General features: G+C 63.6%; 11 protein-coding genes. 7 read left to right on the top strand and 4 right to left on the bottom strand.

What is annotated here, in order from left to right; all coding sequences use genetic code 11:
* The coding region (locus tag GX444_21760) for a protein BatD (GenBank protein ID NLH51209.1) at positions 1-1,500 on the top strand (1,500 nt) is incomplete at its 5' end.
* Positions 1,497-2,258: a tetratricopeptide repeat protein gene (locus tag GX444_21755; GenBank protein NLH51208.1), complete on the top strand. Its 762-nt coding sequence runs from the start codon at positions 1,497-1,499 to the stop codon at positions 2,256-2,258. The genes GX444_21760 and GX444_21755, both read left to right, overlap by 4 nt.
* Here GX444_21755 and GX444_21750 read toward each other — a convergent pair.
* From GX444_21750 to GX444_21740, 3 genes are all read right to left on the bottom strand, one after another.
* Positions 2,237-4,369: a DUF3857 domain-containing protein gene (locus GX444_21750; protein ID NLH51207.1), complete on the bottom strand. Its 2,133-nt coding sequence runs from the start codon at positions 4,367-4,369 to the stop codon at positions 2,237-2,239. The genes GX444_21755 and GX444_21750 overlap by 22 nt on opposite strands.
* Positions 4,366-6,447: a DUF3857 and transglutaminase domain-containing protein gene (locus GX444_21745; GenBank protein ID NLH51206.1), complete on the bottom strand. Its 2,082-nt coding sequence runs from the start codon at positions 6,445-6,447 to the stop codon at positions 4,366-4,368. Before GX444_21745 ends, GX444_21750 begins: the two co-directional genes overlap by 4 nt.
* Positions 6,448-7,036: 589 nt before the next feature.
* The gene (locus tag GX444_21740) at positions 7,037-7,234 is read right to left on the bottom strand and encodes a hypothetical protein (GenBank protein NLH51205.1); all 198 of its coding nucleotides are present in this window, start codon (positions 7,232-7,234) and stop codon (positions 7,037-7,039) included.
* 158 nt (positions 7,235-7,392) lie between these two features.
* On the opposite strand from GX444_21740, the gene GX444_21735 reads away from it, so the two are divergent.
* The 4 genes from GX444_21735 (at position 7,393) to GX444_21720 (ending at position 13,765) form a co-directional block, all read left to right on the top strand.
* The gene (locus GX444_21735; GenBank protein NLH51204.1) at positions 7,393-9,675 is read left to right on the top strand and encodes an NADP-dependent malic enzyme; all 2,283 of its coding nucleotides are present in this window, start codon (positions 7,393-7,395) and stop codon (positions 9,673-9,675) included.
* A gap of 16 nt (positions 9,676-9,691) precedes the next feature.
* Complete coding sequence (locus GX444_21730; protein NLH51203.1) at positions 9,692-11,263, top strand: hypothetical protein; 1,572 nt, start codon at positions 9,692-9,694, stop codon at positions 11,261-11,263.
* Positions 11,264-11,804: 541 nt separating this feature from the next.
* Positions 11,805-12,848, top strand: a complete 1,044-nt coding sequence (locus tag GX444_21725) for a tyrosine-type recombinase/integrase (protein ID NLH51202.1) — start codon at positions 11,805-11,807, stop codon at positions 12,846-12,848.
* Between the two features lie 86 nt (positions 12,849-12,934).
* Positions 12,935-13,765 (top strand): hypothetical protein, encoded by an 831-nt coding sequence (locus GX444_21720; GenBank protein NLH51201.1) that lies wholly within the window; start codon positions 12,935-12,937, stop codon positions 13,763-13,765.
* On the opposite strand, the gene GX444_21715 is transcribed toward GX444_21720, so the two are convergent.
* On the bottom strand, positions 13,684-14,589 hold the full coding sequence (locus GX444_21715; protein ID NLH51200.1) for a UbiA family prenyltransferase: 906 nt from the start codon (positions 14,587-14,589) through the stop codon (positions 13,684-13,686). The genes GX444_21720 and GX444_21715 overlap by 82 nt on opposite strands.
* 233 nt (positions 14,590-14,822) lie before the next feature.
* Between GX444_21715 and GX444_21710 the strand changes: the two genes are divergently transcribed.
* Positions 14,823-15,074, top strand: a 252-nt coding sequence (locus tag GX444_21710; GenBank protein NLH51199.1) for a hypothetical protein, incomplete at its 3' end; no start/stop codon positions are given.

The following is a 15,074-nucleotide window of genomic DNA, read 5'->3' as shown; positions in this document are numbered from 1 at the left end:
GTGACGGTCGGCAACTCCGGGGCCGCGCCGCCCCCGCCGCCGCCGGCCGCCGGTCCGGCCAATCCGCCGGCGGGCGGCGCGCCGGACGAGGCGCCGGCCGATCTGGCGGGCAAGCCCTTCTTCGTGCAGGCGGTCGTCAAGCCGACCGACCCGGTCGTCGGCGGCCAGGTGATCGTCGAGTATTACCTGTACGTGCGCGACGACGTCGACGCCGAAAAGTACGAACTGAACACGCTGCCCGATTTCATCGGCTTCACCCAGCACGAACTGCCGACCTCGACGACGCTCAATTTCACCCAGCAGGCGGTCAACGGCCGGTTGTATCAAACGGCGCTCGTCAAGCGTTTCGCGATTTTCCCGACCGCCGGCGGCGAACAGACGATCGGCGCGTTGGGTTTGCGCATCCAGTACGTGCGGCACGGCAACAGCCGCCGCCGCTCGCGCGACCCGTTCGACGGCATGTTCCCGTCGTTCTTCCGCGAGCGCGACGTCGCCGAGGCGCAGTCGGTTCCGGTCAAGATCAATGTGCGGCCGTTGCCGGCCGAAAATCAGCCGGCCGATTTCGCCGGCGCGGTCGGCCGGATGCAGGTCAAAGCCGAACTGGATCGAACCGAAACGCCGGTCGGCGAACCGTTCACGCTCAAGCTCGTCGTGGCCGGCGAGGGCAACGTCGAAACGGTCCGCCGCCCGACGCTGCCGCTCGACGCCAACCTGCGCGTCTACAGCGAAAAGGACCACGCCGAGATGACGCCGAATTTCGACAAGGTCACCGGCGAAAAAACCTTCGAGGAAATCCTCATCGCGGCGGCGCCGGGCGAGTACGAGATCCCACCCATCCGCCTGCCGTATTTCGATCCGGTCGCGAAGCAGTACCAGGAAGCCGCTTCCGCGCCGCTGCGCATCAAGGTGACCGGCGAGGCCCAGCAGGGGAACGCGCGCCAATTGACGACGCTCACCCGCGAGGCCGTGGAATTGCGCGGCAAGGATTTGCGCTACATCCGGCGCGACAAGAATGACGTGCGGTTGCGGCGGGCCGCGCTCGCCGCCTCGCCGGTCGTCTGGGGCCTCCTGGCGCTCTGGCCGCTGCTGGTCCTGGCGGTCATCGGCGGGCAGATCCGCCGCGGCCGGTTGCGGGCCGACCGGCGCACCTATCGCAGCCGCCGGGCGATGAAAGAAGCCAAGGCGCGGCTCAAGGCGGCCCAGGAACTGATGGCCGACGCCGATCCGACGCGCTTCCACGCCGAGTTGCACCGGGCCGTGATCGGCTTTGTCGCCGACAAGCTTGACGCGGCGGCGCCGGGGCTGGATCGCGCGGCGCTGCTCTCGTCGTTGCGCGCCAAGGGCGCGCCGCCCGAACCGCTTGAATGGCTCGATCAACTGTGGCGCGAGGCCGACGCGGTGCGGTTCGGGGGCCTGGCGACGGACGCGGGCACCCGGCAAGCAGCGCTGGATAAGGCGCGCCGGCTGCTGGAACGGCTCGGCGAGGAGCTGGAATCATGAAACGGGCGGCGGCGCTGGCGTTGTTGATTTGCCTGGCGGCGACGGGCGCGGCGATCGCCGATCCGGTGACCGATCACTACAACGCCGGCAACCGTTTCTACGAACAAAAAGATTACGCGCAGGCGCTGGCGTCCTATCAGGCGGCGGTGGACGCGGGCGGCGACGATCCCGATTTGTACCTCAACCTCGGCAACGCCGCGTTCCGGGTCGGTGAGACCGGCGTCGCGGTGTGGGCCTACCGCATGGGCTTACGCCTCGCGCCGCGCGACGGCGATCTGCGGTTCAACCTGCGCTACGCCCAGGCCACCTTGCGCGACGAGTTGCCGCAACCCGAACAGGTCTGGGTGGTCCGCGCCGCCGAGGCGGTCGCCGGCTGGTTCACGCCGGGCGAGGCGCTGGGCGTGGCGGCGCTGGCCTGGCTGCTCCTGGGTCTGACGGCCATGCTGTGGGGGCCTTGGCGGCAACGCCGCGGCTGGTTGTTGGTTTTGGGCATCGGCGCGCTGACCGCGCTGGCGATTTTCGGACCGCTGGCAGGCTACCGGCTGCACGAGCAGTACGGGCGGCGCCAGGGGATCGTGACGGCCGCCGAGACGGTGGTGCGCACGGCGCCGGCCGAGGACGCGCCCGAGGCGTTTAAAATTCACGCGGGCCTCGCGCTGCGGATCATCGAGGATCGCGACCGTTACGCGCGTGTCGCCATTCCGACCGGCCTCGAGGGCTGGATTCCCCTCGCCGATTACCGCTTTTTGCGGCCCTGAGCCGCGGCCGGCTCGGGCGCGGCCTTTTCCAACAGCAACGGAATTTCCGCCAGTTCCCGGCGCGCCCGCAGAAAATCCTCGTACCCCGAAAATTCCTCCGGCGGCAATTCCAGGCCGAAGAACCGGGTCTCCGACGCGAAGGTCAACCCGTCGCCGTCCCGCGTCCAGCGGCCCTCGTAGGCGCTCCACCGATTCGCGATCTTCACCGGCGCCGGCAAGTCGCGCACCGTCATGCCTGCCGACAGATGGAAGCGGTATAGGTGCCGCTCGATGTAGCGCCGGTTGGTTTCCAGCGGATATTGCCGTTGCGGTTCGACCTGCGGCAGCTCGCCGTAACTCAGGTGAAACAGCCGCAGCAGTTGGTAACGGCCGCCGCCGCTGACGGTCAGGAGCGGGCAGGTGGAAACGCGGTCGAGCATGACCGGGTCGGTCAGGTCGTTCAGGCCGCTGAGTTGAAACGATTCCAGTTTCATCCGCGGGGCGATGTCGCGAATCTCGTTTTGCATCCGGTCGCGCAGTTGCTTGTCGTTGAGCTGACGGGCGTCGCGCCAGGGCACGGCGAAGTTGCCGGTCCATTCGTGATGCTCAACCACGCGCGCCCCGCCGCCGGTGTCGAGATAGATGTCGTACCGCAACGTGGCGCGGTTGGCGGCTTCGTCGTTGGCCGGCGTCACGCCGGTTTCGCAGGTCGCCGGCGCCAGGTAGAACGAGCCGGCGAGCGTATCGGGCAGCGAACCGAAAACACGATCCTCGTCGTCGAGCGAGCACCACGCCACGCCGTCGGCGAAACAGAACCAGACCAGCGGCTGGGACAGGTTCCGCAGCAGCGGCGCCTCGCTCCAGGGCAGATGTTCGCGCCAGTTCTCGGTCAGGATCAACTCGGCGTCCAACCCGGCGGCCTGCGCCAGTTGCACCAGGAGCGCGGCGCGGTCGATCCGGTTGCCGAGGGCCTCGACCAGCGTCTGCGCGGGCGGTTTGGGCAGCGGATCGCGGTTCCACATGGCGGTGCCGTTGTCGCGGATGTCGCGCAGCACGAAGCGGTAAAGCGCCGCGGCGGCTTCGCGAGGCGCCCGGCCGGCGGTCAGTTCCCGCGCCTTGGCGGTCACGGCCGCGTCGGGTTGCAAGCGCTCGTTCCAACCGGCAGCATACGCCTCGGCCAGGGCCCACCACGGCTGCGCGACGGCGACCAGGTAATACGGCGCGACGACGTTCCAACTGGGCATCAGCGGTTCGTCCAGCCGGACGGGCGGCCGACGGGCCTCGTAGACGATGACTCGTTCGTCGCCCTCGACGGTGTCAGTTTTGACGACTTCCGGCGCGAGGTGCCGTTCGACGATATTGAGCGCGGTGTCCTTGGGCACGCGTACGATCGTGCGCGCCACGCCGACCGGGGACGAAAACGCCAGCCCGCCGCCGTGCGCGAAGGTGTAAAGCGGATCGAGTTTCTTCCGGAACGAGAACTGGTAATAGACGAAGCCGCCGACCTCCGCGTCGGGCAGGGCGATCTGCAACTGGCGCCGGCTGCTGCCGTCCGGCCGCCCGTCGCCGAGGCTGGTGTCGCGCACCGCGCCGCTGGAGAGAATGCTGATCTTGCCGTCGGGCGCGATGGCGTAGCCGAAATCGACCCGCGCCTCGTCGCGCCGGCTGTCGTACGAAAACGTGGCGTTGGCCTCGTCGAGGCCGGCGTTTTGCAGAATCTGCACCAGCTCGCGGTACGTGCCGAGCATCTGCCCGTCGCGGGTCAATGTCCGCCGCTGTTCGAGCAGCAGCACGGCGTGCGTATAATCGCGGCTGAACGGGTTGGCGGCGGCGTCGGCGATCAGCGCCCGGATTTCCGGATCGAGATCCGTCAGCCGGTTCAGGCGCGGGTCGCCCAGGCGGTGGCCCAGGTCGATGCGGGCGACCTGCGCGGCTGCGTAGGTTTTCAGTTCGCCATTGAGGGTGACGAAGCGGATTTGCCCGTCGGCGATGCCGGCGAGCCGCCCGGGCAATTCCTCGCCGTCGAGCCGCACCAGGTTGTCCGGGCAGGCGGGATCGGGGCGCGGCGGCACCGTCGCGCAGGCGGCCAGGAACAGACACAGCAGCAAAAGCAGGCGGGCGCGGTAGCTCATGGTTGGACCTCCCGCGCGAAGACCCGGCGGCCGAAGAAGGTTTCCACCCGGATCAGGGTTTCGCGGTAAGTTTCGTAATCCGCCGCCGGAACGGCGGCGCTTTTCCGCGTCAGCGTGCAATGCAAAATGAAGCCGTCCGGCGTTTTTTCATAGCGGCCGGAAAAATCGGTGTACGCGTCGGACGCCGCGAGCGGCGGCGGCAGGTCGACGGCTTCCCAGCGCGGCGGCAAAACGACCCGGAATTCGTAATCCTCGGTGTAGACGAACGGCGTCAGCAGGTCCGTCGCCCGGGTTTCCAGGTTGATGGCGCTGAAGCGTTCGGGCAGCGGCAGGTCGATCACCCAGACGCCGCCGACCGTCTTGGCCAGCGATCGCGCCTGAAACTCGACCTCGGTCCGCAGCGGCTTGTCCAGGTCGTCAACGTGGTCGTCCCGGAAATCGATGAGCTGGCCGCCGCTGCCGAATTGCAGCGCCTGCGCCCGCAATTCCTGCCGCCGCTGCTTCGGGTCCAGGCCCTCCAGCCGTCCCCGGTTCATCGCTTCGAGCGCTCCGGTCGGCAGGCTGACGCGGGTGCCGCGCGCGCCGCCGGTTTCGTCGAACCGCAAGGTCCATTCCTGCCGGAAGCGGTCGGCGCCGGCCGGCGGCGGCGTGATGGTGCCGATTTCGCGGCCGAGGGCGTCGAGGTAGGGGCGGCCGTAATCGTCGGGCCGGAAATCCGGGTAGCGGAACGTTTCGGCCGTGGCGTCGAGGAACACCTTCTTGCCGTCCAGGAACAGCACGTTGATCGCGTGGTTGCCGCCCAGATTCGGCAGGTCGTAGAGGTCGCGGCGGCCGCCGAAGGTGTGCAGCGCGATCGGGTGCGACTCGACGCCGATCACCCGGAGCATCGTCGCCAGCAGCAGCGCCTTGTCGGTGCAATCGCCGTAGCCGTTGGCCAGGGTGACCTCGGCCGCGTGGCCGGTGTAGCCGGTGCCGATGTCGGTCTTGATCGAAATGTAGCGGATCCGCCGCTGCACGAAGCGGTACAGACGGTCGATCTTTTCCGGCAAGGTTTTCGCGTCGCCGACCGCCGCCGCCACGGCGGCTTCCACCGGGGGCGTCACCACCAGGCGGGAACGATAGAACTCGGTCAGGTAATCGAAGATCGGCCCCCAATCGGTCAGCGTCGTGGCGCGCAGCGACGGCGCGATCTCGCCGAAGTTGGGCATGAACGGCTCGGCGTCGAAGGGGGCGACGTCGGTCAGTTCCCAGTGGTACAGGTCGCCGCCGTCGGCGTCGCGCGCCCGCTCGGGTTCGGCGCGGCCGGCGGGGAAATTTTTAATCCGCCAGTTGAGTTGCCGGCCGGCCGGCACGCGCACTTCCATCCGGGAACGCGCCAGCGGCACGGTCGTTTGAAACACGAACTGGGGAAAGAAGAAGTCGGGCCGCGGCGGGCGGAAATCGGTGAGTGTGTACTGGTATTCGACGATGTCGCCGACGCGCACGTCGGGGATCGCCAGCCGCGTGACATTGTAGCGGTTGAAGAAAACGTCGCCCTGGTAGGGCGAAACGGAACTGCGGGCGCTGTCGCCGGCCACCCGGTACGATCCGTCCGGGTGCACTACGACCCCGAACGGCCCGTCCAGCCGATTGCGGTCGGGATCGACCCCGACGCCGACCTGTCCCCAGCGCTTCGCGCCGTCCTTGAGAATCAGCGCCGCGAAACGATAGCTGTACCGCTGGGTTCCGTCGTCCTCGAGCCGCCAGGCGCCCAGGTCTTCCAGAATCACGCCGTCGCGGTTGGGATATTGCCGCGCCAGCTCGCGGCCCTTGGCGAACAACGCCTCGTAGCGCGCCGCGTCGTACCGCCAGGTGTCCGGCGTCGCCTGAACTTCCTTTTCGAAGCGGATTTCCGCGACGCGTTCGCGCGGTAGTCGGGCGCCGGCGGGCAACCGAAAGGCGCCGCCGTCGAAAAAGGGCGGCTGGTCCAGCGTGACGGTCCGGCCGTCGGACAGCACGAGGGTCGTCCAGGCCGCCGCCGGCCCGGACAACAGCAGTAGAATTAAAACCGAAAGCGCCGCGCTCGTCAGGCGTTTCATCATCGACTCCGCTAGGTTGCCGGTTCAATTTCGGCCATGCCCGGAGCATAGTCAAGGAATGGAACCGCGAAAGAGCCCGAAGGGTAAAGCCATTTTCTTCGACTCGTGATCCTCGTTCGCGGTGATTGACGACTCCCGAGGTGCCACACTTTCAACCGAGGAACGAGGTTGAAGGTGTGGTGAAAAGTTATCCGCCAATTCAGTCTTATTCGCGTTCATTCGCGGTTAAAAAGCACGCCTTTCTACCGCGTTTCGCGGAATAAAGATGTGGCACAATAAGGTGGTTTCGTCGGAAAAAGACAGGATTGGAACCGCGAATAAACGCGAATGAACGCGAATGGAAAAACAATTGTTGTTTTCTAATTCGTGACCCTCGTTCGCGGTCTGGTATTCCGGGAAGAACTTGGGTGCCACGGTCTTGAACCCGAGTCCGCGCGGGTTCATGACCGTGTTCCGTCAAGCGACCTGACCATCGATCCCGACGAATCGAAAACCATCGTATTCCTGGTTGGATATTTCACGGGATCTTGACGCGGCGCGCGGTGAGCGGCCGATCGGAGGATATCCGGTTTTTCTTCGCGGTCGCGGATCAGGCGGCGGTCGCCTTGCCGATCAGCCAGGCGTAGAAGGCCACCTTGGCTTCCAGCGGGCTATCGGGGGTGAACAGCTCGTTTTCCGGGGGCACGATCAACCCCAGTTCCCGCAACTGCCGCCGCTGCCGGCGATAAATCCGTTCCAACGAGTCTTCGCGCTCCACCGCGGGGGTCAATTTGACGACGTTCGGCATGTTGCGCCTCCTTGCGTGTGCCGGTGCCGCAAGAACGACTGTCCGCTTCGCCCGGTCCCCAATGCATACCAAAATATCCTCGGGACAACCGCCCTTGGAAGAAAACGCTTCTACCTTTAATATTCGGCATGTTTCGACTGATCATTAAGGGGAAAATCATGAGCGATCCGCGGAAAGACGCACTGAATTATCACGCGCAAGGACGGCCCGGAAAAATCGAGGTCGTCTCCAGCAAACCCTGTTCCACCGGCAAACAACTTTCCCTGGCTTACACGCCCGGCGTCGCCGAACCGTGCCGCGACATCGCGAAAAACGCGGACGACGTCTACAAGTACACCACGCGCGGCAACCTGGTCGCCGTGGTCAGCAACGGCACCGCCGTTCTGGGCCTGGGCAATATCGGGCCATATGCCGCCAAACCGGTGATGGAAGGCAAAGGCGTCCTGTTCAAACGCTTCGCCGACATCGACGTTTTCGACATTGAAATCAACTCGAAAAATCCCGACGACGTGATCAACACCGTGCGCCTGCTCGAACCGACGTTCGGCGGCATCAACCTCGAGGACATCAAGGCGCCCGACTGCTTCTACATCGAGGAAAAACTCAAGGGAATGCTGGATATCCCGGTCTTTCACGACGACCAGCACGGCACCGCGATCATCAGCGCCGCCGCCCTGATCAACGCCTGCGAATTGACCGGCCGCCGCCTGGAAGACGTGAAAGTGGTCGTCAACGGCGCCGGGGCCGCCGGCCACGCCTGCGCCGACCTGTTCGTCAAATTGGGCGTCCGGCATGAAAACGTCGTGCTGTGCGACACCAAGGGCGTGGTCTATCGCGGCCGCGCCGAAAACATGAATCCCTACAAGGAAAAATGGGCGGCGGACACCACGGCGCGCACCTTGACCGAAGCCTTGGTCGGCGCCGACGTCTTTCTGGGCGTCTCGGTCGGCGGAGCCTTGAAGCCGGACATGCTGCGGTCGATGGCCAAGGACCCGATCATCTTCGCCATGGCCAATCCCGATCCGGAGATCATGCCGGATGTGGCCCGCGAGGCGCGACCCGACGCGATCATCGCCACCGGCCGTTCCGACTTCCCGAACCAGGTCAACAACGTGCTCGGCTTCCCGTTCATTTTCCGCGGCGCCCTGGACGTGCGCGCCCGCGCCATCAACGACGAAATGAAGATCGCCGCCGCCAAGGCACTGGCCGCGCTGGCCCGGCAGGACGTGCCGGAATCGGTGGCCAAGGCATACGAAGGCCGCCATTTCTCCTTCGGCCGCGATTACATCATTCCCAAACCGTTCGATCCGCGCGTGTTGTTGTGGGTGGCGCCGGCGGTGGCCAAGGCGGCCATCGAAACGGGCGTGGCCCGGGTGAAGGATTTTCATTGCGAGCAGTACCGCGACCGCCTCGAGCGGCTGCTCGGCCCGGCGCACTGGATCATGCGCAACATCGTCAACATCGCCAAGGGCGAGCGGAAGCGGATCGTCTTCCCCGAGGGCGACGACCTCAACATCCTGCGCGCCGCGCATCTGATCGTCGAGGAAGGAATCGCCACGCCGGTCCTGTTGGGCGACGAGGCGGTGATCCGACGGGAGGCGAAAAAACTGCGGGTCAATCTGGAAGGCTGCGAGTTGATCGACCCCGCGCGGTCGCCGAACTTCGAAAAGTACGTCCAAACCCTGTACGCGATGCGCCAGCGCAAGGGCATGACCGAGATCGAGGCGCGCCACTGGCTGCGCAAGGACACGATGTACGTCGGAGCGCTGATGGTGCGCCTGGGCGAGGCCGACGGCTTGATCGGCGGCGCGGCGCGGCGCTACCCGGACGCCATCCGGCCGGTGCTGCAGACCATGGGCAAGCGGTCGGACGCCTGCGTCGTGGCCGGTGCCTTCATGATGCTGTTCAAGAACCGCGTGGTGTTTCTCGCCGACTGCGCCGTCAACGACAATCCCTCGGCGGCGGAACTGGCGTGCATCGCCTCGATGACGGCCGACCTGGCGTCGTTTTTCGGCGTGAAGCCGCGCGTGGCGATGCTGTCCTACAGCAATTTCGGCACCGTGCGCGACGAGCCCTTGCCGCTCAAGATGATCGAGGCCACCCGGCTGGTGCGGGAGCTGCGGCCCGATCTCGAGGTGGACGGCGAGATGCAGGCGGACCTGGCGGTCAATTACGAGCGCCTGCAGCAGCATTGGTCGTTCTCGTGCATGACCCGCGAGGCGAACGTGCTGATTTTCCCCGGCCTGATGAGCGGCAACGCCGCCTACAAACTGCTGCGCGAGCTGGGCGGCGCGGCGGCGATCGGCCCGCTGCTGATCGGCATCAACGGCGCCTTCAACGTGTTGCAGCGCAGCAGCGATCCCGAGACGATTCTCGACCTGACCGCGGTGACGGTCTGCCAGGCCGGCGGCCGGAAAAACCTGGGCGTGGTCAAGGATTGACGCGAAGGAGAACCCGATGAGGCAAGCGACGAAACGCGGCAAATTCTGGTTCGGTCTGTTGGCGGCGGCCCTGCTTTTAATGGGCGCGGCCGCGGCCCTGGCCGCCGGCGGGAAAACCGTCGCCGAGCGGCGCGCCGAGGCCGAGGAGCTGCTGATTCAGCAGAACGAGATGCTGTGGCAAACCTATGTCTTCGGCAAACCCAGCGAGCAGGCGGGCCTCTACCGCGCCCACCGCGAGCTGTTCGGGCGGGATACGATCGCCCAGGTCAAGGCGGCGATGGCCGCGGCGACCGTTCCCGAGGAGAAGCGGGCGCTCGGCTATTTCCTGCGTTACCTCGAAATCGAATACATCAACAACGAAACCGCCGTGCTGTGGGACATCGAGTCCGATCTCGAGGCGAACGAGATGGTGCTGGTCGACGGCAAGCTCGTGCCGTACTTTAACCTGCGCGGCATCATCGCCAACCAGGCCGACCCGGCAAAGCGTGCGGAATTGTCGAAAGAGGAATACCGGATCTACGGCCTGCTCAACCAGGTGATCCTGCAGCGCATCTTCGACGCCGGGCACCGGCTGGCCGTCGACCTGGGCTACCGGGATTATCTCGACCTGTCGGTCGCCTACCGGATGTTCGACCTGGAGGAGCTGCTGGGGCGCGGCCGTGAGTTCATCGACCAGTCGGAGACGGCCTACCTGAAGCTGTTTGACGAGGTCAGCCCGATTCCGCGCCGGGATTTCCGGCGTAGCGACATCGGCCGGCTGCTGGGCAACAAGGAATTCGACGCCTATTTCCCGGCCGACAAGCTGATGGCCGCGGCGTTCGCGACCTTCGATAAATTGGGCGTCGGCGACGTGGCGCGCCACAAAATTCTGGTGCAGGACGAGCCGCTGCCGAAAAAGAATCCGCGCGCGGCGTGCTTCTCGGTGAAGGTGCCCGCGGATGTGCGGCTGACCATCAAGCCGATCGGCGGCTACGACGATTACTCGGCCCTGTTCCACGACTTCGGCCACGCCCTGCATTTCGCGCACGGCAAAAATCCCGTCTGGGAATTCCAACAACTCGGTTCCAACGCCGTCACCGAGGGCTATGCCTACTTGATGCAGTCGTTGCCCGACCGCGACGCCTGGCTGAAAAAGTACACGACGATGCCGCCGGCCGAACGGCAAAAGATCCATCAGCGGGTGAAATTCGGCCGGTTCTACATGGCGCGGCGCTACATGGCCAAGCTGCTTTACGAAACGGAATTTCACCGCGGCGCCGAAAATCCGCGGCAGCGCTATCAATATTGGCTGAGCAAGGCCTACGGTTTCCAACTGAACGACGAGGAAGCCACGCGCTATCTAACCGATCTGGATCCGTTCTTGTACGCCGCCGATTACGTGCAGGCGTTTTATCTCGAGGCGATGCTCGATCATCATCTGCGGAAAAACTTCGGCAAGCTCTGGTGGGAAAATCCTAAGGCCGGCGCCTTTCTGACCGGGCTGTGGGCGGAAGCCAACCGCCTGACGGGCGCCGAACTGGCGGCGAAACTCGGTTATCCGCACTACGACAACCGGATTTTACTGGAGTATTTGGAAGCCGACGATTGAAACAAACCCGGGGTCAACGCACAATCTGGAATAATTCGGCCCCGGCAGATTATTCCAAGCGGGCATTTTTCGGCCGGTTTGAATGAGGATTGAAAGAAAAAAGTCAGTAAAATCAAGGTGATAAATTTTTCCGTGTACTCGCCGGTCCACGGAAGTTACTTATCAAAAAATAAGATTGACAAGCTCCTCCAATCCAGGTAATAATACGGCCGAACAATAATTGGTAAAAGTGGCGAGGGCTGGTTTTATTACGTCTAACGCCTCGAAATAATTGGATTTTTCAGTAATTTGGCGATGAGAATCAATCCGATAATGGTCGATTTTCGATAAAAACGTAACGTCAACCTTTTGGTGTGGGGGATACAGAAGGGAGGGGGCAGGAAGACAAAAGAAAACAAGCGGCAATGCCAAAGAAAAACAGGATCGTCAAACGAGGATAATCAGACGCCAACCTGACTAATTGCATGGCCGAGAGGGCAAACAAAGATTGGTCGTCGTAGCGATGTCTCGGCAAAAAAGGAATGAGAGGAGATAAATACCCATGGATCTACTTACTGCGGTTGAGAAGTTTCTGGTGGCCTGTACGAACGAAATCAATTTGTCCGAAAAAACCAATCGCGCCTATGCCTACGACCTGGGCCAGTTCGCCGATTTCATGCAGAACAAAGAGATGGAAAAGGTCGACGTGGCGGACGTCAATTCGTATCTCAGCTATCTCGACGACGAGCAAAACCTGAAGGATTCGACCATCCGCCGCAAGATCATGACCCTGAAAGCGTTTTTCCGCTATTTCATCAGCAAGGGCATGATCGACAAAGCGCCGCTGGAAGGCGTCGAGAGCAAATACAAGATGACCAAGAACCTGCCGAAAATCCTCAACCCGCAAGACATGATGCGGCTCTTGGAATTCCTCGGCGAGGACGTGAAGCGGCTGGAAGGCGAACTGCGCCCCGGCTGCGGCCGCAAGGTCAAACTGCACTATGAAAACGCCATCCGCGACCGGTCGATCATCGAACTGCTCTTCGCCACCGCGATGCGCATCGGCGAGCTGTCCGAACTCAACATCGAGGACCTCGACGTCGAAACCGGCACCGTCCACATCCGCGGCAAGGGCCATCGCGATCGCACCCTCGTGCTGGGCAACCAGGGCGTGCTGGAAACCATCAAGGAATACCTCAAGATCCGCCGCAATCTCCAGGGCGATCCGAAGGCCTTGTTCCTCAACCGTTTCGGCGGCCGCCTCTCGATCTTCGCCATCGAGAATCTCTTCGAGCGCATCCGCAAGGCCGCCGGCATCCGCCGCCGCCTGACCCCGCATGCCCTGCGCCACACCATGGCCACCATGCTGCTCTCCAACGGCAAGGACATCCAGCAGGTGCAGAACATTCTCGGTCACTCGAGCTCCGTTACCACCCAGATCTATCACGAAGTAACGCCGCGCCGGCAACGCCGGGTGCTCGACTCGCTCAACGAAAACGACCGTCTGGCCGTCCAGACGCTGGAAGAGGCGCCGCCCCGCCGGCCGCGCACCATCCGCCGTCGCCGCAACGAGCGCGTCATCCCGACCCGCCCGCGGGAAGAATAACGACCGTCGGTTTTAATCGCTGAATTCAGGGGCCACGCCGCCGTGGCCCCTTTCGATATCTTCCCCGTTGTCACCGGAGTCGCGGCGTGGTCCTGTTTCAAATCGTCTGCCTGATCTTTCTGCCGATCGCCTACGTCGTCATGGCGCGCGTCGATCCCGAAACCTGGCGGCTGACCCCACCGATTTTTGTCGCGGCCTGGATCGGCGAAGCTACGTCGGTCGCGGTTTACGGTTTCTATTCCTACAGTGAGGCCTGGTGGTTCCGGGTGGGCGGGGTGCCGCTGCTCGTGCCGCTGATCTGGCCGATGGTCATCCTTTCGGGGCGGGCGGTGATCCGGCGGCTGTGGCCCCGGCTGGAAAGCGCCGCGCCACTGGCGGTGGGCGCGATCGTTTTTTTCGACGCGGCGATGGTCGAGGTGGTGGCGGTGCGCTGCGGGCTGTGGGCCTGGACCGAGCCGGGTTACCTGGGCGTGCCGCTGATCGGCGTGGTGGGCTGGGCGATCTTCGCGTTCGCGGTGACGCTCTTGTTGCGCGAACTCGCCGGGCGCGGCCGCTGGCTGCTGGTGCTCGGCGCGCCCGCGCTGCTGCACCTGTTGCTCTACGTTTCGTGGTGGTTGTGTTTCCGTTGGTTCTGGCGCGGCGACTGGTTCGGGCTGTTCGCCGCCGTCGCCGCCGCGCTGACGCTGCTGGCGCTGGCGGTGCGCCGGCGCGAACGGATGGAAATGAACCTGGCCGGCGTGCGCCTGATCGCCGGCGGCATTTTCATCGCGCTGCTGGCGGCGACGCATCCCGGCGCGGGGCGCGTCTGGCTGCACGTCCTCTTGACGTCGATCCCTTACGCGTTGATCACGGATTTCCAGAGGAAGACGTTGGCCGGCAACCCCGCGGCGATCCAGAGCGCCGTGCACACCAGGTAAAACGCCAACATTCCCCATCCCAGATTGGTGACGCGGATGCAGTCGTCGGTATTCGGGCCGCGGCGGAGCAACGGCCGCAGCGCGAAATACTGGATCGTCGGCCCCAGGGCCATCAGAAGTTCCCGCACGCCGACCAGGCCGGCCGCGAAGGCCGCGCCGAGCAGCCCCACCGATCCGATCAGCAGGCCGCGGATGATCCGGTGCGTCACCGCCGTGCCGTGCACCACCGGGTAGGTCGGCACGCCGGTCGCGCGGTCGCCCGCCACGTCGCGCAGGTCGTAGAGAATTTCATAAGTCAGCTCGAAGGGCACGAAATAGAGGATCAGCGCCGCCACCGCCGCCCAGCCGATCAGCGGCCGGTAGCCGGCGGTCGCCAGCGGGTAGCAGAAACAGGTGGTGACGAAACCCAGCGCCGACATCAGGTTTTTGAGGAAGTACACTTCCTTCAGGCGCCTGGGGCCGCCCGGGAAGGGAATGACGCGGAAATTGTAGACCATGCCGGTCGCCTGCATGAACAGCCGCCAGCCGGTCAGTTCCGGCCGCCAGAACCAGGTGCAGAGCAGCGAGCCGCCGAAGACGACGATGAAGATCGCCACAATGGTCCGCTGGCGGTCTTGGATTTTTTCGGTCGCCGGGATGCGGTTGGCGAGGTCCTCGCGGATGTCGCTCAGGCGGTTCATCAGGTTGATCAGCAGCCAGTCGAGGCCGACGACGAGCGCCACGCCGACGAGGTAGGTGTCGGTGATCAGCCAGCCGAAAACGAGCGTCCCCATCACGGCGATGAGCACGATGTGAATCCGCAACAGCAGCAGCGCGTCTTTCATGATCCCCGGTTTCGGTTCGGCTTCCGGCGACAATAAGGCACATCGCCCGCCTGCGCAACTTGCCTTTGATCCATTATAAGGAGAAGGAAAAATTTAATATATTTGCACCAAAAAAGGTAGATTTTTGAAATATTTGATTTTATTTGACATCAATGAATTGTCTTTGTATTATACTTTCAATTAAAGGAAACAAATTGCTTCCAGTGAAGCATTTTTTTGACCTTGGAGGTCTCATGAATACCAGAATCCGCGCTTTATCTATTTCGTTTTCCATCGGTGTTTTGTTGACGATGTGCTTTTTCGTGAACCGTTCATATCCTGCACAGACATTAAATAATAAAACGAATCCCGAGAATCCGGAACAATATTATAATTTGTTTGTCGAGCGATTCGAACAGGACGGCGGTTTTGTCGAAATCGATATGAGAACCGGTAAAACGGTTCAGATCGCCCAGGGAGATTCGCTGCTTTTAGATCGGGATCGT

This window comes from Myxococcales bacterium (assembly GCA_012517325.1).
In the GTDB taxonomy this organism is placed as follows: domain Bacteria; phylum Lernaellota; class Lernaellaia; order Lernaellales; family Lernaellaceae; genus JAAYVF01.
Note: the sequence above shows the minus strand (reverse complement) of the source record. Positions and strands in the feature narration are given on the sequence as shown.

What these genes read in the sequence shown, in the direction of transcription:
- GX444_21755 (NLH51208.1), top strand. Translation starts at nt 1,497, where the DNA reads ATGAAACGGGCGGCGGCGCTGGCGTTGTTGATTTGCCTGGCGGCGACG.
- GX444_21715 (NLH51200.1), bottom strand. Translation starts at nt 14,589, where the DNA reads ATGAAAGACGCGCTGCTGCTGTTGCGGATTCACATCGTGCTCATCGCC.
- GX444_21745 (NLH51206.1), bottom strand. Translation starts at nt 6,447, where the DNA reads ATGAAACGCCTGACGAGCGCGGCGCTTTCGGTTTTAATTCTACTGCTG.
- GX444_21730 (NLH51203.1), top strand. Translation starts at nt 9,692, where the DNA reads ATGAGGCAAGCGACGAAACGCGGCAAATTCTGGTTCGGTCTGTTGGCG.
- GX444_21735 (NLH51204.1), top strand. Translation starts at nt 7,393, where the DNA reads ATGAGCGATCCGCGGAAAGACGCACTGAATTATCACGCGCAAGGACGG.
- GX444_21740 (NLH51205.1), bottom strand. Translation starts at nt 7,234, where the DNA reads ATGCCGAACGTCGTCAAATTGACCCCCGCGGTGGAGCGCGAAGACTCG.
- GX444_21725 (NLH51202.1), top strand. Translation starts at nt 11,805, where the DNA reads ATGGATCTACTTACTGCGGTTGAGAAGTTTCTGGTGGCCTGTACGAAC.
- GX444_21750 (NLH51207.1), bottom strand. Translation starts at nt 4,369, where the DNA reads ATGAGCTACCGCGCCCGCCTGCTTTTGCTGCTGTGTCTGTTCCTGGCC.